Below are 20816 nucleotides of genomic sequence, written 5' to 3' on the forward strand. Positions count from 1 at the left end.
CGCTCATGGCCCTGCGGGCTGCAGCGTGATGGCGATCGTTCGGAACAGACTTGCTTCGGGACAGGCGGCGGCGAAGGCCAGACGGATGCGCGAGACGGTTTCGGTGACGCGGGCGCCGAGCTTGAGAAGCCTGAGCCGCAGTGTAGAGAACTCGGCGTTGCACAGATGATGGGTCGTGGGCACTGCCTCGCGCAGGGTGAGCATCAACCAGTATGCGGCGGTGTGCAGGACGAGACGGACCTGGTTGGCAATCGGTGAGCGGCAGCTGGTGCGGTCGGAGGCGAGCTGGCTCTTGTGCATCTTGATCAGGTTTTCGGCCTGGCCGCGGGCGCAGTAGATCACATCGTAGACATGCTCGGCGGAGCCTTTGTCGAGATTGGTGACGACGAAGCGGATGTCGAGGCCGAGGGTGGTTGCCTCGATGCGGGCGCAGGCGCGGCGTTCCGTCCTCCAGGATTTCGCCTTGTATCGGGTCTCGGCATAGCCGCGCAGCACCGGCTTCTGCTCGAGCGCGCGGCGGGTGCGGATATCGTCGGCGGCTTCATCAACGAGACGCTGGAGAACCTTGTTGCCGGGCAATCCGAAGAGGTAGTCGACCGCATTGTCCTCGCACCATGCCATGACTTGCGCCCGGCCATAGTGGCCATCGCCGCGGATCAGAATGCGGGTGGTCGGCCAGCGGGCGCGGATGCGCCGGACAAGCCGGCGCAGATGGCCGCGGATCTCCTTGCCCGCCGGGGTCCTGCCAGGACGCAGGATCATGGCGACCGGGCGTCCTGTCGCGGCGTCGTAGATGTGGATCGGCAGGAAGCAACGCTCGTCGTAATGGGCGTTGAACAGCGAGAGCTGCTGATGGCCGTGAACGACATCCACCGTGTCGTCGATGTCGAGCGTGACGCTTTTGGGCGGCGCGGCATAGCTCGACAGCCACAGATCGACCAGCACCCAGCCGAGCCGGATGACGGTGCGCAGGTCGGGCAGGTTCTCGAGGCGCGAGCATGTCGGCTGCGAGCACAGATCAATCCCGCTGTCGGGCAGCCGCCCGCAGGCGAGCTTGAAGGCCGGGTCGGTGCGCAGCCGGTCGAGATCGTTGGCATCCTCGTAGCCGCATGCGATCGCAAAGATGCGGGCGCGCACAATGTCGGCCATGGCGTGCGTCACCCGCGCTGGATCGCGCGGATCGTGGATCGCGGCGGCCAGCCTGTCGGCCAGTTGCAGGCGTCGCTCGGCCGCTGCCAAAAGCATGACGCCACCATCCGAGGTGATGCGTCCGCCGTCAAACGCAGCTGTGATCTTCTTGCGTCCAACGGCTGGAAATGAGAGCGGCAGCAACGTATCATCGGTCATGGCGGGTGTGGCTCGCGAGAGGCGGTGGCAGGGTTGGCTTAGACAACCGAATCCTACGCTAAATCAATCGCTTAGGCTACATCCGCCAACCTCTCAGACGCAACGTCGTGCATAAGACGGGCTAGAGTAGTAGCTGCGTGTTTGTTCCCTAGCACAGAACAATTCGGAAAAAAGTAAATTTCAACCGCAAAATTTGGACAGCTCAGTTGGGAAGCCAAGGGCTCCCTAATTCGAAGATAGCGAAACGCGATGCTCCCTTAGGACCTCGCTGCCGTATTGCGCCGCCATCTCGGCATAGCGGTTGACCTGCGTAACACTGCACCATCTACGAACGCTCGCGAGTATTACCACGAACGTGCGACCCGCTTCCGCACTAGGCCGCGCTGTTCTTGACCACGCGCAGTTCGTGGTTGCTCAGCCGTCGGGAAGCGGGCGTCCGGCCTTTGCCGCTCGTATGCTGAGCGAAGTCGGAAATCGGGCAGGGTCGGCCAAGTAGGTAACCCTGGATCGCATCGCAGGCTTCTTGCCGCAGGAAGGTCAGCTCCGCGTCCGTTTCGACGCCCTCTGCCAGGACCGGGAGCTTGAGGCCCCGAGCGAGGCCAAAGACCGCACGCATGACGGCAGCCGCCTCATCACTGGTATCCACCGCCCGGACTAGAGACTGGTCGACTTTGATCTTATCAAACGGGAATGCCCGCAGATTCGATAGCGACGAGTATCCGGTGCCAAAATCATCCATGGCGATTTGAACCCCAAGGCTTTTGAGCTGACGCAGGGCAGAGAGCGCCCGCCCGATATCCTTGATCAGGCAAGTTTCGGTAATCTCCAGCTCGAGGCGGAACGGATCGAGACCGGTTTCTTTCAGCACTGCCCCGACCAGCTCGGGCAAATTCCCGCCGTGGAGTTGCATGGCCGAAACGTTGACGCTGATTGCTAGCGGTTGTTGCCAGCTTGCCGCTTCGGCGCAGGCGGTCCGCAGCACCCATTCACCGATCTTCAGAATGGCGCCACACTCTTCCGCGATCGGGATGAACACGGCCGGCGGAACGGCGCCGCGTTCCGGATGATCCCACCGGAGCAGCGCTTCGAAACCGAAGACCTTGTTGGACAGGAGTTCCGCCTGCGGTTGATAGACGAGGCGGAGTTCCTTGCGCGAGATCGCGTGACGGATGTCGTGCTCGAACTGGCGGCGATCGCGCAGGTGCTCACCCATGGACGGCTCGAAAACGCAATAAAGGCCACGGCCCTGCATCTTGGCCTCATAAAGCGCAGCGTCGGCATGGCTCAGAAGGGTCTCCCGATCGGGTGCATCGTTCGGGAATACAGCGATGCCTATGCTGGTGCCGATGGTGACACCGGCGGGCAGGTTAGCGCCTGTGTCGTTGAGTGCGTCCAGGATGGCTTCAGCAGTGCGCGTCGCATAGCCCGCGCTCGGCAGACCGGGAACAATCACAGCGAACTCGTCGCCGCCCAAGCGCGCAACCATCTGCCCTGGCTTAAGGACGCCCCTGATCTTCTCGGCCACACACTGCAGCACGGCGTCTCCGACGAGATGGCCGAAGAGGTCGTTGATCTCCTTGAAGCGGTCGAGGTCGAGGAAGAGGACGGCAAGGCACCGCTCAGCGCCGCGATGCGTCGTAAACTCGGCCTCCAGCTTTTCGTTAAAGCTCGTGCGGTTTGGAAGCTTGGTCAAGGGATCGTGGTGGGCAAGGAAATGAATCTCTTCCTCCGCCCGCTTGCGCCCGCGGATATCGCGCACGGCAAGAACCTGGTGTTGCTTGCCGGCATAGAGGATGCTGTGCCGGATCAGCTCAACCGGGACCGTGCTGCCGTCCGTCGCGCATAGTCCCACCTCCAGCGGCGTTTGCGTAGTGCCCGAGAGCTCGCCTTGGGAAACCGTGGGAAAGAAGGACGCGAGCGGGCGGCCGGCCGGCTGAGAGCCGTCGACGCAGGCAAGCGCGGCGAAACTGCGATTGGCTGCCACGATCTCGGTTTCGTTGCACACGATCAGCCCCTCGACGGCCGCGTCGGCCAGCTCCTGCATGCGCGCTGCTTCGCCGGCGCGACGGAGATCGCGCACATCGAGGGCGAGGCCGATGATGGCCAAAAGGATGATGACGATCGAAACGAGGGCTACGCCAGCGGCCATCCAGTCCGCGGGCAACGCCGTTGCGGAAATGACAATGCGCGGGTCTGGCATGATTGCGGCCGCGCCCATCGCCGTGAAATGGTGGCTGCAAATCGCTACCGTCAGCACGAGGGCGCCGAGCGCCTTCCACTTGACCGTGTTGGCGTGAAGGGCAACCGGCAATGCGGCCGCGCCGAACAGCCCACCAAGAATGATTGAGGCGGCGACGAGCGGCACATCCCAGACGACGCGGCCCGCGATCTCGAATGCGGCCATGCCAGTGTAGTGCATCACCGCGATGCCGCCTCCCACGATCGCACCGCCGATCCAGCGTCCATGTGGAACGCGTGGCGAGGTACTGATCGTGAGACCCGTCCCGGTCAAAGCGATCGCGGCCAGCAACGACATGATCGTCAAAGCGATGTTGTAGCCGCTCGGTACGGCGGGCTGGAAGGCCAACATGGCTATGAAATGCGTCGCCCAGATGCCGAAGCCGGTGGCGACCGCGGCGATGGCTAGCCAGATCCGTCGCATTTCGCTTTCACTGCGCCCGACATGGTGGAGGAGGTTCACGGCCGTGAAGGAGGCCAGGGCGCAGATCAAGGCCGCTAGCGCGACCAGACGCAGATCATGCTGCGTCGCAATGCAAGTGTAGACTTTCAACATGCTCTTCCCCCACGCAGGACGATCACCCGCTTGGGGAGAAATCTACGGCCAAAACTTGAATAAAGCGCTTAAGCGGAAAATCCGCTTTGATCATCGTTACCGAAGGTCGTGAAAGAACCCTATGGCCCTGGCTCGCTGCAGAATGGGGCGGGCCGGTCGCGCCATATATGGGAACGCCTGATTGTAGGCTTAGGGCCAAGACTCACGAGTGATTCCTCGACCGCAACAACGGTCACCGGGTCGCTTTGATAACTGTGACCCAAGGGGTCGCGAACCGGATGTGGATGTTTGCCAGGCAGGTATGCGTAGTCCGGGAAATTCTTTTCGCGAGGACGTGACATAGACCCACCAATCATGAAAGCGCGTTGGTGGCAATTCCAGATGAAGTAATCGCTTGCGCCAGAGTGCCAGCGGTAAAGAAATATCTTGCGCTGCCCCGACAAAATGCGCTCATGGTGCCATTCCTCCATGGGCACGTGCGCCGGGAGGGCACCTCTAAAACGACCGATAGACCGAGGGAGGGCTCAACCCAATGAGCAGGGTGCCGCGCGCAGATGCGAGTCCAGCTTCGTCGGCGACATTTGCGCCGCTCGAGAATGCGACCTTTCGATCGATCTGGCTTGGCACCCAGGTCGCCAGCCTTGGCTGGCTAATTCAAACTGTCGCCATCAGTTGGCTGATGGCGACCATCTCGACTTCGGACGTGATGGTCGCCTTGGTTCAGGCTTCGACGACACTCCCCATATTCGTCCTGTCGATCATCGCCGGGGCCCTGGCGGACAATTACAGCCGCCGCAATCTCATGTTCGCTGGCTGGTGCATGATAGCGTTATCCTCGGCGATGCTGACTGTTCTTGCGGCCCTCGGGATTTTCATTCCATGGATGGTTCTCGCATTCAGCTGTTTGGCCGGAGCGGGTGCCGCTTTCACCGATCCTGCTTGGCACGCGTCGGTGGGCGATATCTTACGAAAACGCGAAGTCCCAGCCGCGGTCACGCTCATCTCGGTTGGATACAACGCCATTCGAAGCGTCGGCCCGGCGCTCGGTGGCATCGTCGTTGCCTCCTTTGGACCTCTGACAGCTTTCGCTGTGGCGACACTGACCTATGTAGCGCTGCTGTGGACCCTAGGGCGCCGCAAATGGGATGTTCGCACCTCACCTCTCCCGCGCGAGCCTTTGACCACCGCCATCCATGACGGAGCGCGCTTCACGGCCCTGTCGGCGGAGATCAAGGCGGCAATCGCGCGTGGAGCGCTTTTTGGCCTGACCAGCATCTCCATACTCGCGCTGCTGCCTCTCGTTGCCCGCGATCAACTAGGGGGAGGACCAATCGTTTATGGTATCCTGATGGCCGGCTTCGGGACGGGCGCCTTGTGCGTCGGCATTTGCAACAATGTCTTGAGGCGGTCGCTATCCCAGGAGCGGCTTACAACACTGGCATGCATTGCCTGTGCGGCGTGCTGTCTATCTCTTGCTCTCACTACTTCAGTGGCGGTGGCGGCTATTGCGCTGGCGCTCGGCGGAGGGGGCTGGGTCGTCACCTGGACGGGGCTTGACGTGAGTGTCCAATTGGCAAGCCCAAGGTGGGTCGTTGGTCGCACGCTCTCGATCTACTATGCCCTTTCGTCGGGCGGTATCGCAGCCGGCAGTTGGCTGTGGGGCACAGTGGCTGAGAACTATTCGCTTACCTTAGCCCTCGAGGTTTCCGCTGGCGCGCTCGTAGTGGTCGCGGCCACCGGCTTCCTGATGCCTATCCGTCAATGGCAAGACTCTGATCAGGATCCTTTTGGCTTCGAAACGCCACAGCTCGCTCTCGACCTGAAGCCGAGAAGCGGGCCAATCGTCGTCAAGATCGAGTACTCAATACCGGAGGCGAACGTCGAAGCTTTCCTGGACCGGATGCAGGAACGACGGCGAGTGCAAAGCCGTGTCGGTGCTCGGCACTGGAATCTCCAACGCGATCTTCAAGATCCTTCGCTTTGGACAGAAACCTTCCGCACGCCGACCTGGATGGACTATCTGCGCCTGAACCATCGCCTCACGGCGGCGGACAAAGCGTTGGACCAACATCTGCTCGAATTGAACATGGCAAATCCGCCTCGTACCAAGCTCTCGATTGAACGACCGACCGTGGCAACCCGCAGGCGGGATCAGTCGACGCGATTTTTCTTCCGGCTGTGATCGCCGGCTTTGGGTTGGTAGAGCTTGGGGGACAGCGAGATGACCGGTTTGGTGAGATTTGAGAGGCAAGTCGTGGTCCAGATTGGCCGCCACAGCCCAGAACGTGCCGTATTCGATGTCAATGATGCGGCCGCCATCTTGCTGCAGGTTTCTGGTCGTCAGACGGAGAAGCGCAGGGCAGCGATGGACGCCTGTTTGAAGGCACTACGGGGTAAGGCTCATCCACCCGCCGCCCGAAGAGCCTTCGTCGCGGCCGCGCGCGAAGCAAATATCCTACGCGGCGATTGACAGGTCAAAAATCGTTCGACGCTGACCGAAGCGGCGAGAAAATATGTAAAGAGCCGCTTTGGCTGACAAGAATGCACCGGTCTACGTCTTCAGCAACGCCGGCAAGCAGCGTAAAGTCTTCGCCCGAAATCAGGTGGTATCCGATCTCCAGGGTGAACGCGCCGCTGGCCGCCGGGCCGCAGGTCCTGCTGATCAAGGGCGGCACGCATCGGGACATCGATCAACCGATGTTCTGTTGCGCTTCGATCAAGAACCAATCCGCTTCGACACACCGCGCCTGATCTCATCGATGCGCGGGACGGGTTGCATGCTTGCCAGCGCGATTGCGGCGCATCTGGCCAATGCGAGATCGCTTCAAGATAGCGTGCGCGAAGGCAAGCTGTTCGTGTTCGAGAAGCTCCGGAAACATGCAGCCGAAAACAGCGAGTGACCGTTTTGCGGCGGTTTGCCGACCACCACATGGGAGCGTCTGACGAGCGATCTCCCTTCTCCAAAGAAAGCGAGTTCGAGGGGCCTCTGAAGGAGCGGAAGAACTCGCGTTTCCTTTTTTCACGGTCCGCTGAAAAGTCTTCAGCCTAAACATGACTATTGTGGTTCGCCTGTCGTATTTCCGAACGCCATTGCACGGTAGAGTGACCGAACCTCACTGGCGTGGCACGGAAGGCCAGGAGGCCATCGTACAAGCTGAGGCATAGGACGGCGCAGACCGTCCGCTCTTCAAAGAAGAATATTCTCCAGGGGGATCGTCATCATTGATCCGGCTGTCAGGAGGCCTGGGCAGCTGAAAGAGGGCGATGGCTATGATATGGTCAGGGACGGGATTGCATGGTTTGCGTCAGGCACCTGCACGGATCACCTCTCAAAAATGGCAGGCCGGTCCCGGCATCGAAGCGCCGTCGCGAGATTTTCGCGGCCGCGGTGGCTTCGCTGTCAATTGTCCGCAGGGCGAAATCCGCAGCAAATGAGTGTGCGCTAAAAGGCATAGCCGCCTCCGCAAGCGGAGGCGGCTACAAAAGCGCAATCGATGCGAATTTCGTGACGATCACCGTCGTGTCCTTCAGCAGGATTTTGCAGAATGCCGCCACTTTCCGCGCGTGCTGCGGCTCAGACTGCTCGTCGGTAAGTCCAGAGCTGTGCGGGCGGGATGTTGCGGACGACGAAATCATAGTGAGACACGACGTAGCGGTCGGGCATTTTGATCACCGGCGACAAAGGTCCGTAGGTGATCTGAATGACAGGTCTCCCGCGAGGAATTCGGGCAAGCAAATCCTCAAGCAATGCAATGCGCTGTTCCATCGGAAAACTCAGCAACGGCACCGCACTTATCACACAGTCGAATTGCTCCCCGCGCCGCTCGGCCAGCACTTCCTCCAGCGCGAACGCATCGCCCAATCGAAAATCCACCCCTGGAAAGCGTCGTGTGAGACGATGATAGAAATCCTTGGATTATTCGACCGAAACCAGCTGATGCGGCTTGATGCCCCTTTCCAGGATTGCCTTGGTGATGACGCCAGTTCCTGCGCCCAGCTCAAGAACCGGCAATCCGGATGCCGGATTGATAACGCTTGCCATACGACGCGCGGCATGAACGGACGTTGGCATCAGCGCGCCCACTCGTTTCCTGTCCTTCTGCCAGCCCTTGAAGAATTGCACTTCTTCTTCGAACTTCCTGGCGAGGAGCTCCTTCAATCGAAAGACCATATCCACTCCCTGCTACGCTATTTGTCTGGGTCATTTTGACGACGCACGTTTGTCCAAGCCTTGCGGCTGCTCAATCATGCGGCATTAGCTGCCGCGAGCAGCTCGCCTTTGCGCTGCCCGGGCAGAACGCCGACGTTATCGATAAGCCGCGTCCCGCCGAGCCAGGCGGCGACGATCAGGCGGGCCGGTCGGTCCGCGGCGGAAAGCGGCGACAGGTCCTGGTCTGCTCTCAGCTCGAGATACTCGACTTCGTCGTAACCGGCAGCGCGGATCGCTTGCCTGGCCTCGGCAAGCACAAGCTCCGCCGGCGCTCCCGCCGACAATCGCCCGGCCGAGGTGGAGAGGACTTCGGCGAGCCTTGGCGCTGCCAAGCGCTGTTCGGCCGAGAGCCTGACATTGCGCGACGACATCGCCAAGCCGTCGGCTTCACGTACCGTTGGACATGCTACAATCTCGATCGGAATCTCGAGATCGCGGACGAGCCGGCGAACCACGTGCAGTTGCTGGAAATCCTTCTCGCCGAAGAAGGCGAGATCAGCACGCGTCTGGAGAAAGAGCTTGGCGACGACGGTTGCCACGCCGTCGAAATGGCCGGGACGGAACGCGCCGCACAGGCCCCTGCTCACCCCACTCACCGAGATCGTAGTGGCGAAACCTTCCGGATACACGTCCGCTGCATTTGGCGCGTAGAGCAGATGAGCGCCAAGCGGCGCAAGCTTGGCGGCATCGTCATGCTCAGTGCGCGGATAGGCCGCGAGATCGGCCGCGCTGTTAAACTGTTTCGGGTTGACGAAGAGCGTCACGATAACCCGGTCGGCCTTGGCGAGCGCGGTTCGCACCAAGCTCAGATGGCCTTCATGCAAGGCACCTATAGTCGGCACGACAGCGACCTTCAGGCCCTTCTGACGCCATCCGGCCACAGCCATGCGCAACTCGGCGACGGTTCGTGCGATCGGAATGATCATCCGGCTTCTTCTCCATTCACGGACCTTGGCGCATCGCCGAAGACATGGTCGGATCCCGGAAAGCGGCGGTCGCGCACTTCCTGCGCATAGGCCGCGATCGCCTCCCCGGCGATCTCACCGAGTTCGGCACAGCGCTTGACGAATTTGGGCCGGAAGTCGCCGAAGGTGCCCAACATGTCGTCGACGACGAGAATCTGTCCGTCACAGGCTGCCGAGGCGCCGATACCGATCGTCGGGATCGCCACCTCTGCGGTGATGGCGGCGATCATCTTCATGCGAAAGCCGATCATGTCCGCCAGGCTGTGGACGACCTGGTCCGGGCAGCGCGGATCATCGATGCAACGCGCCAGACGGTCGGCCACCCGCAGTCGTTTTTCCACCTCGGCCAGAGCCAGAACACCGCTGTTCGACGACAGCATGCCGCCGTCAAAACGAGCGATGACGGATTTGCCGCCCACTGATGACAAACCGCTCAGCGGCAGGTAGATCATTCATGGCGGGTGTCGTCTCCGGGAAATGATTCGGATCGGCTTTAGCAACCAAATCCTACGTCATTTCAACGGCTTGCGCCACATCCGCCAACCACCCTGAATTTTTCGGGCTAGGTCCCTCGGTATGGACCGAGCATCAATCAACCGATACTTGAGACGCTTTCCAATGCCAGTCAGGCAGCTGCCAGCTAGGAAATCCGTGCAGCATGCCGGCGACGGCCTCCGTCAGCGCCATCCGCTTTATGTGCCGGCCTCTGCCGAATCTGACCGGTGGCAAAACATCGGGGTAAGCGTCCTTTCCCGCGAGTTCTATTGCAAATGGCACTAACTCCTCGCAATCGCATAAGACCTCGCCAGTCTCCCGGCGGTACTGGCTATTTTTGTAACTGAGGGCCTTTGTCAGACGCCACGCGACGGGCCTCTCAGACATGATCCAACAACACGTGACACCAGAGCGCCGATAGCGCTCCGTCCTGGTTAGGAAATCGTCCAAGTGCTGGCTTGAGAGTTGAACCTCGAATGCGACCCGCCTGCCGTCAGCCAGAAACACCAGCACGTCTGCTATCCATTCGGCGCCTGCTCCGTCTGTCCCCCAGGCCTCAAGCTCCGCCCGAAAGCCCATTGCCCGCGCAGCCTTGACCACATCAATCTTCAGGCGGGTGTGTGCGTAGCTCTCCGGGCCAGGAAGCTGACCTGTAAATCCAGGTGCGTGCGCGAAGAATCGTAGACCCCGGATTGACGTTTTGGGCACCGCCGGCCAGGCCGTGCGCGGCATTCGCCATGTCCCGAGCGGCGCATTGCAAATACTCAGCCAAGCGGCATCCGAGGCCGAGAACGCTTCGGTCATGTCCCCTATCGCCGCGTTGTACGCGATCTGCCCCAATTACCCGAACCCTCTCACATAATCATATCGTTGAGTCTTTATACTACCACCACCAAAGCCCCTGCGGCGCGGTAGATCAACCGACTTTGGTAGACTGGCGTGTCTCGGCTACATGAAAGTTACATGAAAGAAATTTAACGAGATTGGATTGCGTAAATTATTGAAAAATATGGTGGGCGGTACAGGATTCGAACGACCCCTACCGTGTGAAAGCGTTTCGTCCCCCGAGAATCGTCTTGTTGCGCAGGGGCGCTTTTTTGTCTCAAGGCTCAAGCAGCTTGGAAATGCTGCTCGCTAAGTAGTCGACAAGCCGTCCCACGCCGAGGTGGTCCGGAAACCGACATGCGGGCAGTTTTCACGTCGATACCAAGGGCTCGATGCAGGCCAACGGAATTGATTATCGTTCGAGATTCAAGCTAATCACAGACTTGACGAACCAGCTTGGTTCAACAATAATCATAGTGAACCAACGAAAGTTATACCCCCCATGACCGCCTTCACCGTCCGTGTGCCGGACGAAACCGCAGACAGGCTGGACCAACTCGCCGAAAAGCTTGACCGCTCACGCTCCTATGTGGCCGCACAGGCCATTGAGGACTTCGTGGCCCGGGAAGAGTGGCAGCTGGCTGAAATAGAGGCCGGGTTGGCCGAGGCCCAGCGCGGCGAATTCGCAAGTGACCATGATGTAGCTGCCGTGGTCGGAAAATACGTCAAGTCCGCCCGCCAATCATGAGCCGTAAAAGAATCCGCTGGACCCAGCGGGCGTTGCGGCGGCTTGACGAAATCGGCGCCCACATCGAGAAAGACAGCTCCGATGCCGCCGGCCGTGTCGTAGCGCGCATTGTGTCAGCGGCCGAGCACCTGGCCGAGCAACCGGCCATGGGTCGCATCGGACGCATCAAGACGACGCGGGAGCTCGTTTTGGCTGATATACCCTATATCATCCCCTATCACGTCAATGGCGAGACTGTCGAAATCCTGACTGTCATGCACGCCGCCCAACAGTGGCCGCAGGCCCTGTAAAGTCGCTGCACCAGCAAATTTCCGGCCGTCACGCCAGAATCGTATTGATGATTTTGGGGCGCTTCCGCCATTCTTGAATTACGCAACGATAAGCCCCTGGCGTGAACCGGGGGCTTATCGTAATCAGTCGCGGACGATCTGTCCGCCGACATCCAAGCCGTCGGGCAGAGCGATAAGGCCCGTGCCACCGAAGAGGTAGAGGTCGTCCCGACCTTCGGCCCGTCCGGCATGGCGGCGAGGTCCGTGCGGCCGGAGAGGTCGAGATTATCGGGGGTAGACGAAATAGACATTGAGGATTCTCCTGTGTCGGCCCTCCGTCACGCCGGAAGGCGGGTGCCGGGGGATCGCTACGAGGAGCGGAAACGGGACATTGGAAATGTCGCCGGTTCAGTATGGGCGAGGGAATGCCGTTTGCAAAGGGGACCAAAAATAGCAGATTCAGGCAATGCCATAAGCCCTCCCCCGTTACGGCCGGCAGTAATACGAACGGCCGTTGCGGCTTCGCCGCTCCGGCGGCATCCTCTCAAGGCGGCGAACCGGTCGGCCAGCCGGAGTGGTGGCGTGTTCAGGTTCTCTTCGCCACCCTCGCCGCATGGGGTTCTGCTGCTGCCAGACCTGATTCTCTTAGTCTAGCCCAATAGCTTCTGCGACCGGGTCTGCCGCACTACACGCCGGGTGGGGGGAAATGGAATGAAGCGACCCTATAGTTCGTTGAGCATCGACCAGCTTGAGGCGATACTGGATAAAGCCACGGCAAGTGGTGATACCAAGGCTGTCAAAGTCATCGCGCGTGAAGCTGCAGTGAGGACCACAGCTCGGGCCGGGAGGCTTCTGGTCCGCGCCAAATCCGCATTGAACGTCAAGCAAGCGGACCTCTTCGACCGAAGCGCCCAGACGTCTAGGAAGCGGCCGCCGTGGTGCACAAGAAAGCGGCGGCGAAGCCCGTGGGTCGTAAACCCACGACGGAGCAGCAACAGGCAATTGACGCTTTCCTGTCCGGTGGCTCGCTCCGCATCAATGCTTATGCGGGCACCGGCAAGACCTCGACGCTGCAGTTCCTTGCCCACGGCACTCGCAGCCGCGGCCAGTACATCGCCTTTAACAAGGCGATTGTCGGAGACGCCCGTGAGAAATTTCCTCCGACGGTAAATTGCTCCACCACCCACAGCCTAGCGCTGAAATCGCTGCACTCAGACTACAAAAAAACCAAGGACAAGTTCGCCGGCAAGGTCGGCACGAAGCAACTCGCTGAGATACTTGGATTCAAGAAGGCCTGGCGAGTTGACCGTGACCATTCTCTACAGCCAGTGTCACAAGCTTATTTGATCCAGCAAACAGTTAGACGGTTCGCTCAAAGCGGCGACGAGGAAATCTCTGACGCGCACGTGCCTCGGCACGGATCGCTGCTTACGGCCAGCGAAGATACTCTCAAGGCAGTGAAAGAGTTTGCGTGCAACAATGCCAGGCACGTATGGCACCGCATGTGCGACCCAAAGGATGCGATCCCGCTGGGTTTTGACGGGTTCTTGAAGCTTTGGGGGCTATCCAAGCCGCAGATCGCAGCCGACTACATCCTTCTAGATGAAGCGCAGGACACCAATCCCGTCGTACTCGAGGTGCTGCGGCGGCAAAACGCCCAGCTTGTCTACGTTGGCGACCGCTACCAGCAGATATACGAATGGCGTGGCGCGGTGAACGCGATGGATGCGATCAAGACTGATGCCATCGTTAGCCTGACCCAGTCGTTCCGGTTCGGTCCCGAGATCGCCGGCGAAGCATCCCGCATCCTGCAGCGGCTCGGTGAGAGCGTTCCGCTGACCGGCAATCCCGCTATGCGGAGCCGGGTCGGTAGCTGCAACCCCAATGCCATCCTTGCCAGGACCAATGCGAACGTCATGACGGCGCTAATCCAGTGCCTCGATGAGGGTCGCAAGCCGCATCTCGTTGGCGACAACAGGGACCTCAAGGAGCTGCTGTGGGGAGTGCGGGACTTGAAGGAGGGGCGTCCAACCGATGTCGCCGATTTCTTCGGTTTCACCAGTTGGGAGTCGGTGGTCGACTTCTCCAAGACCACCGAGGGCGAGCACCTGACCATGTTCGTCAACCTGGTGCAGAGCAAGGGCGAGAAGCGCCTGCTGTGGGCAATCAACCAATCCGTCAGCGAGGAGCAGGCTGAGATCATCATCTCCACAGCACACAAGGCCAAGGGTCGGGAATGGAAAAATGTTCGACTGATGGACGACTTCCTGAAGACCCGCGAAGCACGGACTCCCGCGGAAAAGGCCAAACAAGAGCAGGAGGACGCTGCGGAACTAAGGCTTTTCTACGTCGCCGTTACACGCGCGAAGGAGGCGATCGAGATACCGATCATGGGCAGCAAGGGTGAGCCGCCTCCAGCTTCGGCACTCCTAGCAAAGTATGAGGAGCAGGCGCCGGCTAAGACCGCTGTCGCGCCACCGGTCGACTGGCAGGAGGCGTTGGTGCATGGGTCCGGACTTGAGGGGATGTCGATCTTTGAAGCGGCAGACTATGCCGTGGCCGCCTTGCGGCGGGCGGATTTCGGGCGTGCGCAGGCAAGCATGCGGTTGAGGACGGCGCAGCCGATGGCGACTTCGGTCTGCTGAACTGGAAGCGACCGTGCCCGCAAACGCCGCCCGATGGTGGACTTGTATCGCCCTATGGCGGTCTCGACCAGCGAGCGTTTGCCATAACCGTTGGAGACCTGCCATTTCATCCGGCCGTCTCTGCCGATTGCGGCGATATGCTGGTCCCTTTGGCCGGCAGGTCTATCGTCGAATGGTTCGACCGCGTTGACGCGAGGCGGAATGACGATTGCGGCGGCAGCGCTGTGATCGATGACTGCGTCGTAAGTCGGTTTTCCGTCATAGGCGCCGTCAGCAGTAAACTGTCCGATCGGACCGCCAATCTGGTCGAGCAGTGGCTCAACTTGAGACACATCGCCAGTGTCCTGATCAGTCAGGGTATGGGCAATGATCTCGCCGCTGTCGGCATCCAGTGCCAGATGCAGCTTGCGCCAACTGCGACGGGATCTGGCGCCGTGCTTCTCCTCCAGCCACTGACCCGCGCCGTAGACCTGCAGGCCGGTGCTGTCGACAAGAACATGCACTGGTCCCTCCGGCGCAACCCGGCGATCATGCCGTTTGTTGGGCGATTGCCATGTCCGCGCCCGACGGCTCAGGGTGGTATGATCGGGGACAGCGAGCGCCAGCCCCATCAGTTGCAGCACCGATTCCAGCAAGCCTTCTGCCTGGCGCAGCCGCAGGCCAAACACAAGGCCCAGCGTCAAGCCCCACTTAAACACCGCCTGTAAGAATATGTTATTATATCAGCACGTTAGGCGCGCGCCGGCGCGTGTTACCACTACATTTTGGGGATGATATCAGGCGAGTTGTTCGTCGAGGTTGTGTGGCAGAGCGATGCCAGCTGCCTTGAAGACGTTGCCCACTTGGCCCGTAACGTGGGTTCTGGTGGTGACGATGCGACCATCCTTTTCGATGGTGGCTTCCTGGAGGCGGTCGAGATCGCGTAGGAGCGGCTGCCATTCGGGCGTCAGGCCTTTGGCCCGGCAGAGGCGGCGCAGTTCCTTGCTGAGTACGAGCCCCAGGAACGAGCAGAACACATGCCCGCGGATGGCGGCATCGGATTGGTGGAAGATCGGCCGGGTATTGAAGGTTGCCTTGGCGGCGCGGAACAGGCTCTCGACCTCGAGCAAATCGCGATACCGCAGCACGGCCTGGAGCGGGGTCACCTTCGCGTTGGTCCGCACCACGGTGATGCCGTCGTACCGGGCTTCCTCGGCAAGCTTGCCGACATCGATCTTGAAGTTCTTGCCGCTGGCCTTGAGGTAACGCCGGTAGGCCGAGTTGCCGACCAGTGCCTTGTCGCCCTTCTTGAGCTGCGCCTCGAGGCCGGCGATGATCGCCTGGCGGTCGGCCTTGTCCTTCTCGGGCCTCGGCGTCATTGCGGCTGACGATGTAGCGGTCTTTACCGACCTTGACCTCTTTGACCCACAACTGAGTTTCACCGCGCTGGCGCTCGAGAACGAGCGGAACCATCGGTGCCGCGTCATTGAGCACGACGTTGTGGATCACGCTGCTCGAGCGTTCGCGGGCCCCCAGAATGTATTCCATGCCCAGCTTTTCGAGCGCGGCGATGGTATCGGCGCTGATCATGCCGCGATCGGCGACAACGCAGGCGCGTGTGACGCCGAAGCGCGTTCGCAGCCGATCGACCACCGGCAACAGGACGGTCACGTCAGCGGTGTTGCCGGGTACCATCTCGGTGCAGATCGGCCGGCCCTCGGCATCAACGACCAGCGCCAGGATCATTTGCGCCAGATCGGGGCGGAAGTCCTTGGAATGCCCGCGCTTGCCCAGCGTCTCGCCGCCCGCGCCGTAGAAGGATAACGAGGTGGTGTCCATGAACACAAGGCTGAGGTCGGTGAACAGGTCCTGCCGGCGCGCGAAGAGCTTTTCCTCGATCACGTCTTTCACGCAGCGCGCCACCAGCGCGCCTTGCGCCTTTTCGCCGAGTTCCTCGCCCAGCCACGCCATGGCCCGGTAAAAGTGATGGAGCGCCAGACCCTCGGCGCCCTCGATACCATAATCGGCCATCCAGTTCGCGCAGTCGCGGTCCGAGCCCGAGACGAACAGCCGATGCAGCGTGCCAACGAACACCGCCCGTTCCACCGCAAAGCCGAACTGGCGCCCTTCCAGCACCTCTTCCAGCACCTCGCCGATCCCGAGCCGCTCCCACAGCCGCCCGAACAACAGCGGACCGCCGATGCGGCGAGAGGCAATTCGCCCCGCGTCAATGTCGGACAGGATGAGGCTGCGTTCGCCATGGCGCGCAATCGAGGCCGCCAATCTGTCAAGTTCGCCGCTGGCAACCAGCGCATCCTTGCGGCCCAGCGCCTTTATCGTGCGCTGGCGAACGGTTTTGCCGTCGCGGACACTTTCCACGAGGTAGAGATAGCGGTGGCCGCGGGCGACTCTCTCAACGACAAACATGCCAGCGTTGTTAGCGAATAAATGCCATAAAATCCATACAACATGCGGCTAGCAGATCAAATGTTGTTACCACACATTTTCGCGCCGAAAACTCACGGCGAGTGAATTCAATAGCTTAACGGACAGCGTTCGCCATCCGTTCACCTCCAACTGTTCAAGTCGGGCCAAGGTGGTCTCGATTGCCAGATCAGAATAGCGGTGCTGGCCGCCACGTGTCTTGCGTCTTGGCGCTTGCCACCTGGACAGGGCTTCCGGCGTCACCCACAGGGTCAAACTGCCGCGATGACGAAGTCCTGCCTCATATTCTGGCCAGTTCGTCACCCTGAACTTCATCTTCTCAATATGATGGCGGCCGCTGGTATTGTGTTTGAAAGGCATGGCTACGCTACAAAGGCTATTGCGGTGACCGCTTGCCTAAACCCACACCAATAAAAGATCCGTGCACCATGTGTAGACGCCCGTTTGGCAAGAGGAATCTTTAGTTGGCATTGCGCGTTGTCGGGTGCTGACATGTGTCCGGCCTGTGATGCGGCTTTCACACATGCCGCGGGCCCTTATGGTGTTCGCAGGTCAGGTCCAAATCAACGCCGCGTGCTCTTGAGACACTTTGGTGCACACTGGTTTTCCTGATCCCGTCTCACGACCGTTGCGCCATACTTCCGATGACCTCTCTCGCTGCGACGTCCCCTCGGTTACGTTGGCTTTAGACCGCAGCAACCGGAGCTCTGTATATTCCTCCCTTGGCCATGATAGCCCAGATCATTCGCGCCATCTTGTTGGCAAGCGCCACCCTCACCAGCATCGGTGGTTTATGCGCCAGCATCTTGGCCAGCCACGTGCCTGGTGTTGCACCCTTGCGGGCGGGCGCGCCACACAAGCTCGCTATTGGCCCCTATGATCAGGAGCCGCCGCAGAGATCGATCCCCCATCTTCGTCGTGGAGCCGAGACGCTGTTTGCCGCCTGTCGAATGTTGTCGCGGCACAAGCCCAAGCCATGCGGCGAAGTCCCGCCCACGTTTGAAGGTTTCAGGCGATGGCGCCAGAGCCACCAGTGCGGTGGCAATCAATGGGCCAATTCCGGGAACTGTCATCAACCGGCGTGCGGTCTCATCTTCACGAGCCCGGCGCACAATCTGTGCATCCAGCACGCGAATCTGATCATTCAGTTGGGACAAGCTTGCTGTCAGAAACCGCAGAGCAGTCCGCGCAGTTTCTGGAAGAGCCGTTTGCGGATCCTCAATCATCGCAATCAGTTTCGAAGCGAAGCTTAAACCCTGCGGCACGACTTCACCAAATTCCGCAAGGTGGCCGCGCAGCGCATTGATGGTCTGCGTGCGCTGCCGGATCAGCAGATCGCGGGTGCGCAACACCACTGCTGCGGCTTGTCTTTCTTCGCTCTTCACGGCAACAAAGCGCATCGTTGGTCGTTGCGCCGCCTCGCAGATCGCCTCAGCATCAGCCATGTCGTTCTTCTGCCGCTTCAAAAAGGGCTTCACGTAGGCCGGTGGGATCATACGGACTTCGTGTCCCAAATGCCCTATCTCACGCGCCCAGAAATGCGAGCTTCCGCAGGCTTCCATCGCAACCAGGCACCGTGGCAGGCCACCAAAGAATTTCAAAACCCGCCCGCGCCGCAATTGCTTGCGAAACACAACAGCACCTGTTTCGTCAGCCCCGTGGACCTGAAACACGTTCTTGGCTAAATCCAAACCGATCGTACGAACTTCGCTCATGATGCCCATCTCCAATGGTGGTTTAAACAACTCCACTTTGCCACACACTGCGGTCGTCGCGGGCGTCTACACCATCAACGCCCTGCTGCGGCCGAGTCAAGCGCGGCCGAAGATGATGCCCCATTTTGATCGGGGCCCCGTAACGAAGACTGCAGTGAGTATCAGTCCATTGGAGATGATGAACCGGCCGCGAAGCTCCCACGCATGATCTTCGGCCGGCAGGAATGTGTGGGGGAGGCGAGCATGAAATGTGCCATCGTCGGGGATGATGGTGACCACGGCGTCCTCGAAGCCTAGCCATTCACGTGTGAGCGGGAACCATGCCTTAAAGATGCTTTCCTTAGCACTGAAGAGCAACCGGTCCCAATTGAGGCGCCCGGGTGCGTTGGCCAGCCAATACCGTTCCTCGTCAACCGAAATGAGCTCCAATACGCCGGATGGCAACTCCTCGTCGACTTCTGCATCGATTCCAAGCGCAGCGTAGTCCCCATGCTGAGCGACGGCGGCGGCACAGAATCCAGCACAATGTGTTATGCTGCCAACCACACCAGGTGGCCAAAGCGGCTCACGGTGAGGTCCACTTGGGATCGCGCAGGGAGGAAAGCCGAGCTTGGACAATGCCGCTCTGGCACAGGCACGCCCGATCGAGAATTCACGCCTTCTGCTCTCGGCCGCAGTGGCGATTGCACTCTCTTCTTCGGCCATCACCAGGGCACTGCTGAGATCTCTTGCTCGACAGGTTTGCACAGCAACGTTTGGGGGGAACAGCGTATCCAAATGTCCTCGCTCTCTCGACCGCGATCCGCTGCTGGCCGGCTCATGCAGGTCGCGCTGCGGCCAACACCCGTCCTTTGTCCTCGCCGTGCCGGATTGACCATTCGTGCGCCCGGTCAAGCATGCACGGATGGGTCCTGTATTGGATCTGGCTCTTCAACCACGATCTGCGGGCAGAACCGAAATGATCGCCTTTCACGTCAGCAGCGTCGACCCGATTCCCTAGCTCAGCGAGGGCATTCCTTTAAGAACGCCGATCTGCCCGCGAATTACAAACAGAGCAATCAGCCCCGCCACCAACTCAGCAACTGCCTGGCAGGCCAACAGTCCGTTAAAGCCCCAAATGACTGGAAACAGTAGTATGGCGGGTATGAAAAGGTAGCCTTGCCTGGCAAGGGAAACGACGGCACTGAGGCGTACTCTCCCCAATGACTGAAGCAGGGTGATCGCAACGTACTGAACACCAAAGAGGCCGAAGAAAAGATGGAAAACAATACAGGCAGAGACGGCGAGATCGATTACATCCTCGTTATCGCTGAAAAGCGAAACCATTGGCCGAGCAAAAATCAGGACCACGGCGGAAAAGCTGACTGAAAATGCGACGGCTATGAAAAGCATGAACTTCGCGGCCTTCTCTACCCGGGCGAAATCCTGTGCTCCCCAACCGAAACCGAGAACCGCCTGAGAGCCTATGCAGAAGCCGATAATTGGGAGTGCCCCGATCGTTGACAATCGCACGGCTATACCCACAGCGGCAACGGAAGCGTCGCCGAATGGTGCAGCAGCACGGTAGAAGAGCATGAATGCAACGGCAGACAAAATACTGGTGATAGTTGCCGGCGCTCCAATGGCGGCGATCTGTTTGATGCGGCCCACCCTGAAGGTAATGTAAGAAGTTCCGATACGAACAATCCCACACTTCTTTAGGAAATATGCGATGTAGACGCTGATAGCGGCGATCTGAGACAACAGCGTCGCAAGCGCCGCTCCTCGAACGCCCAGATCTAGCAAGAAAATGAAGATAGGATCGAGCACGGTATTCAGCGCGAAAGCCGTAATCATGGTCCACATGCTGAATCGTGTATTGCCCTCGGCCCTTACGATGAACCCATTGACAATGTTCAGCAGCATGAGAGTGTAGCCGAACAAGAGCGTCGATGCGTACTCAAGCGCGGCCGGCATGATTGTCGGACTGGCGCCAAGCATAGCGAGAATCTTGCGCAAAGACAGAAACAGACCGACAGTAAGACCCACTCCGATCGGAACCGCGAGAGCGAGCGCCAAGCTCGCGCCGCGACTCGCCTCAAGCGAGTTGTCAGCGCCAAGATGGCTAGACACGAATGATGCTGTGCCTACGCCGAGCCCCTGTCCGACTGCCAAGAGGAGGACAACGATCGGGAAAGTCATGCTGACGGCGGCGATAGCCTGTGCCCCGAGCGTGCCAACAAAGATCGCATTCACGAACTGCTGAAGCGCATTGATCGACAAGCCAATAATCGAAGGAATGGCGAGTCGCATGATGAGGCGGGAAAGTTTTTCGTCCGACAGATTAATGTGTTGTTCCGGTGCTGCCATGCTTCTGATTGCCCCCTCTTCCTCAACCCC

The 20816-nt window shown here is 60.0% G+C and carries 13 protein-coding genes and 5 pseudogenes; 6 read left to right on the top strand and 12 right to left on the bottom strand.

Translation table 11 applies throughout. From position 1 onward, the window contains the following. Nucleotides 1-3: 3 nt before the first annotated feature. Both HB777_37345 and HB777_37350 read right to left on the bottom strand, forming a co-directional pair. Nucleotides 4-1347, bottom strand: a complete 1344-nt coding sequence (locus HB777_37345) for an IS1380 family transposase (GenBank protein ID QND69382.1) — start codon at nt 1345-1347, stop codon at nt 4-6. 373 nt (nt 1348-1720) lie between these two features. Beyond that, nucleotides 1721-4141 (bottom strand): EAL domain-containing protein, encoded by a 2421-nt coding sequence (locus HB777_37350; protein QND69383.1) that lies wholly within the window; start codon nt 4139-4141, stop codon nt 1721-1723. A 532-nt stretch (nt 4142-4673) separates the two neighbouring features. On the opposite strand from HB777_37350, the gene HB777_37355 reads away from it, so the two are divergent. Genes HB777_37355 through HB777_37365 form a run of 3 tightly spaced genes read left to right on the top strand, consistent with a single transcriptional unit; the run spans nt 4674 to nt 7041 of the window. Further along, nucleotides 4674-6323: an MFS transporter gene (locus HB777_37355; GenBank protein ID QND69384.1), complete on the top strand. Its 1650-nt coding sequence runs from the start codon at nt 4674-4676 to the stop codon at nt 6321-6323. A 39-nt stretch (nt 6324-6362) separates the two neighbouring features. After that, the gene (locus HB777_37360) at nt 6363-6611 is read left to right on the top strand and encodes a DUF982 domain-containing protein (GenBank protein ID QND69385.1); all 249 of its coding nucleotides are present in this window, start codon (nt 6363-6365) and stop codon (nt 6609-6611) included. Between the two features lie 58 nt (nt 6612-6669). Continuing rightward, on the top strand, nt 6670-7041 hold the full coding sequence (locus HB777_37365; protein QND69386.1) for a hypothetical protein: 372 nt from the start codon (nt 6670-6672) through the stop codon (nt 7039-7041). Nucleotides 7042-7715: 674 nt separating this feature from the next. Here HB777_37365 and HB777_37370 read toward each other — a convergent pair. The 4 genes and pseudogenes from HB777_37370 to HB777_37385 form a co-directional block, all read right to left on the bottom strand. Then, nucleotides 7716-8312 (bottom strand): annotated as a pseudogene (locus HB777_37370) (methyltransferase domain-containing protein). Nucleotides 8313-8386: 74 nt separating this feature from the next. Beyond that, nucleotides 8387-9277 carry a pantoate--beta-alanine ligase gene (locus tag HB777_37375; protein QND69387.1) on the bottom strand — a complete coding sequence of 297 codons (891 nt, stop codon included), beginning with the start codon at nt 9275-9277 and terminating at the stop codon, nt 8387-8389. Beyond that, nucleotides 9274-9768 carry a hypothetical protein gene (locus HB777_37380; GenBank protein QND69388.1) on the bottom strand — a complete coding sequence of 165 codons (495 nt, stop codon included), beginning with the start codon at nt 9766-9768 and terminating at the stop codon, nt 9274-9276. Before HB777_37380 ends, HB777_37375 begins: the two co-directional genes overlap by 4 nt. A 136-nt stretch (nt 9769-9904) precedes the next feature. Beyond that, nucleotides 9905-10615: a hypothetical protein gene (locus HB777_37385; GenBank protein ID QND69389.1), complete on the bottom strand. Its 711-nt coding sequence runs from the start codon at nt 10613-10615 to the stop codon at nt 9905-9907. Between the two features lie 523 nt (nt 10616-11138). Here HB777_37385 and HB777_37390 point away from each other — a divergent pair. From HB777_37390 to HB777_37400, 3 genes are all read left to right on the top strand, one after another. Continuing rightward, the gene (locus tag HB777_37390; protein ID QND69390.1) at nt 11139-11384 is read left to right on the top strand and encodes a ribbon-helix-helix protein, CopG family; all 246 of its coding nucleotides are present in this window, start codon (nt 11139-11141) and stop codon (nt 11382-11384) included. Then, nucleotides 11381-11674, top strand: a complete 294-nt coding sequence (locus tag HB777_37395; GenBank protein QND69391.1) for a type II toxin-antitoxin system RelE/ParE family toxin — start codon at nt 11381-11383, stop codon at nt 11672-11674. Before HB777_37390 ends, HB777_37395 begins: the two co-directional genes overlap by 4 nt. A 914-nt stretch (nt 11675-12588) precedes the next feature. Further along, nucleotides 12589-14298 carry an ATP-dependent helicase gene (locus HB777_37400; protein QND69392.1) on the top strand — a complete coding sequence of 570 codons (1710 nt, stop codon included), beginning with the start codon at nt 12589-12591 and terminating at the stop codon, nt 14296-14298. Here HB777_37400 and HB777_37405 read toward each other — a convergent pair. The 6 genes and pseudogenes from HB777_37405 to HB777_37430 all read right to left on the bottom strand — a co-directional run bounded on the left by HB777_37405 (nt 14202) and on the right by HB777_37430 (nt 20786). Continuing rightward, nucleotides 14202-14981 (bottom strand): annotated as a pseudogene (locus HB777_37405) (IS5 family transposase). The gene HB777_37400 and the pseudogene HB777_37405 sit on opposite strands and share 97 nt — an antisense overlap. Before the next feature lie 93 nt (nt 14982-15074). Further along, nucleotides 15075-16704: pseudogene (locus HB777_37410) on the bottom strand (IS1634 family transposase). 144 nt (nt 16705-16848) lie between these two features. Then, nucleotides 16849-17082 (bottom strand): annotated as a pseudogene (locus HB777_37415) (IS5/IS1182 family transposase). Between the two features lie 325 nt (nt 17083-17407). After that, nucleotides 17408-18437 (bottom strand): annotated as a pseudogene (locus HB777_37420) (IS110 family transposase). Nucleotides 18438-18533: 96 nt separating this feature from the next. Further along, nucleotides 18534-19142 carry a 4'-phosphopantetheinyl transferase superfamily protein gene (locus HB777_37425; GenBank protein ID QND69393.1) on the bottom strand — a complete coding sequence of 203 codons (609 nt, stop codon included), beginning with the start codon at nt 19140-19142 and terminating at the stop codon, nt 18534-18536. Between the two features lie 291 nt (nt 19143-19433). Next, nucleotides 19434-20786, bottom strand: a complete 1353-nt coding sequence (locus HB777_37430) for an MATE family efflux transporter (protein ID QND69394.1) — start codon at nt 20784-20786, stop codon at nt 19434-19436. Nucleotides 20787-20816: the final 30 nt, after the last annotated feature.

Source organism: Mesorhizobium loti, assembly GCA_014189435.1.
Lineage (GTDB): Bacteria > Pseudomonadota > Alphaproteobacteria > Rhizobiales > Rhizobiaceae > Mesorhizobium > Mesorhizobium loti_G.

What these genes read in the sequence shown, in the direction of transcription:
- HB777_37395 (QND69391.1), top strand. Translation starts at nt 11,381, where the DNA reads ATGAGCCGTAAAAGAATCCGCTGGACCCAGCGGGCGTTGCGGCGGCTT.
- HB777_37430 (QND69394.1), bottom strand. Translation starts at nt 20,786, where the DNA reads ATGGCAGCACCGGAACAACACATTAATCTGTCGGACGAAAAACTTTCC.
- HB777_37345 (QND69382.1), bottom strand. Translation starts at nt 1,347, where the DNA reads ATGACCGATGATACGTTGCTGCCGCTCTCATTTCCAGCCGTTGGACGC.
- HB777_37375 (QND69387.1), bottom strand. Translation starts at nt 9,277, where the DNA reads ATGATCATTCCGATCGCACGAACCGTCGCCGAGTTGCGCATGGCTGTG.
- HB777_37355 (QND69384.1), top strand. Translation starts at nt 4,674, where the DNA reads ATGAGCAGGGTGCCGCGCGCAGATGCGAGTCCAGCTTCGTCGGCGACA.
- HB777_37390 (QND69390.1), top strand. Translation starts at nt 11,139, where the DNA reads ATGACCGCCTTCACCGTCCGTGTGCCGGACGAAACCGCAGACAGGCTG.
- HB777_37380 (QND69388.1), bottom strand. Translation starts at nt 9,768, where the DNA reads ATGATCTACCTGCCGCTGAGCGGTTTGTCATCAGTGGGCGGCAAATCC.
- HB777_37425 (QND69393.1), bottom strand. Translation starts at nt 19,142, where the DNA reads ATGGCCGAAGAAGAGAGTGCAATCGCCACTGCGGCCGAGAGCAGAAGG.
- HB777_37385 (QND69389.1), bottom strand. Translation starts at nt 10,615, where the DNA reads ATGACCGAAGCGTTCTCGGCCTCGGATGCCGCTTGGCTGAGTATTTGC.
- HB777_37350 (QND69383.1), bottom strand. Translation starts at nt 4,141, where the DNA reads ATGTTGAAAGTCTACACTTGCATTGCGACGCAGCATGATCTGCGTCTG.
- HB777_37360 (QND69385.1), top strand. Translation starts at nt 6,363, where the DNA reads ATGACCGGTTTGGTGAGATTTGAGAGGCAAGTCGTGGTCCAGATTGGC.